We start from the raw sequence: 613 nt of genomic DNA on the forward strand, positions 1-613 counted from the left end.
TGCGTCAGGTGCTGGAACTGTCACCTGAACAGGTGGTCAAGCAACTGACCAGCCACCTTGAACCGTATGAAATCCCAGACCGACTCAATACGCCTGTTACGGGTGATTCTGACGCGTCTGACAAAGTCCCTCTTGCGGATTTGCTGGCTTTGCGTCAGCGGTCCCAACGTAATGCAATTTATCAGCGCCTAATGACGGCGTAACTAAACGGAGAAAACACAATGTCTGGATTAACTGTACTGGTTTCGGGTGTGACGATGGGTAAAGGGATTTCTAAGAAATCCGGCCAGCCAAAGCCCTATGCCTTTGCGCAGGTGCATTATTTGGTGCCGGCGAAATCTTTCCTCAACGATGACAACAACATTAACAAGCTGGGGCTGGAAGAAAAAACCATTTCCATGTCTGAGAACGCCAGCTTGTTTGCGAAGTTTGGCGAACTGACGTTTCCGACTCAGCTCAAGTTGTCACTGGACGCAGATCCTGAAAATCCTTCTCGCAACATTGTGGTTGACTACGCCAAGGCGTAACGAATTCGGGGCGGCATCATGACAGACACATGCGTACAGATAAATGAGCAAGGTTTTTTGTATGCCGTGCCCACCCCTATAACGGA

At 49.6% G+C, this 613-nt stretch carries 2 protein-coding genes; both read left to right on the plus strand.

Going from position 1 to position 613, the window contains the following annotated elements; all coding sequences use genetic code 11:
* The coding region (locus R0J87_RS18370) for a hypothetical protein (protein ID WP_498887966.1) at positions 1–203 on the plus strand (203 nt) is incomplete at its 5' end.
* Positions 204–221: 18 nt separating this feature from the next.
* The gene (locus R0J87_RS18375; protein ID WP_161443301.1) at positions 222–527 is read left to right on the plus strand and encodes a CTX-RstB family phage integration protein; all 306 of its coding nucleotides are present in this window, start codon (positions 222–224) and stop codon (positions 525–527) included.
* The last annotated feature ends 86 nt before the right edge of the window (positions 528–613 follow it).

Origin of the sequence: Halomonas sp. SIMBA_159, assembly GCF_046536035.1 — a bacterium.
In the GTDB taxonomy this organism is placed as follows: Bacteria; Pseudomonadota; Gammaproteobacteria; order Pseudomonadales; family Halomonadaceae; genus Vreelandella; species Vreelandella venusta_A.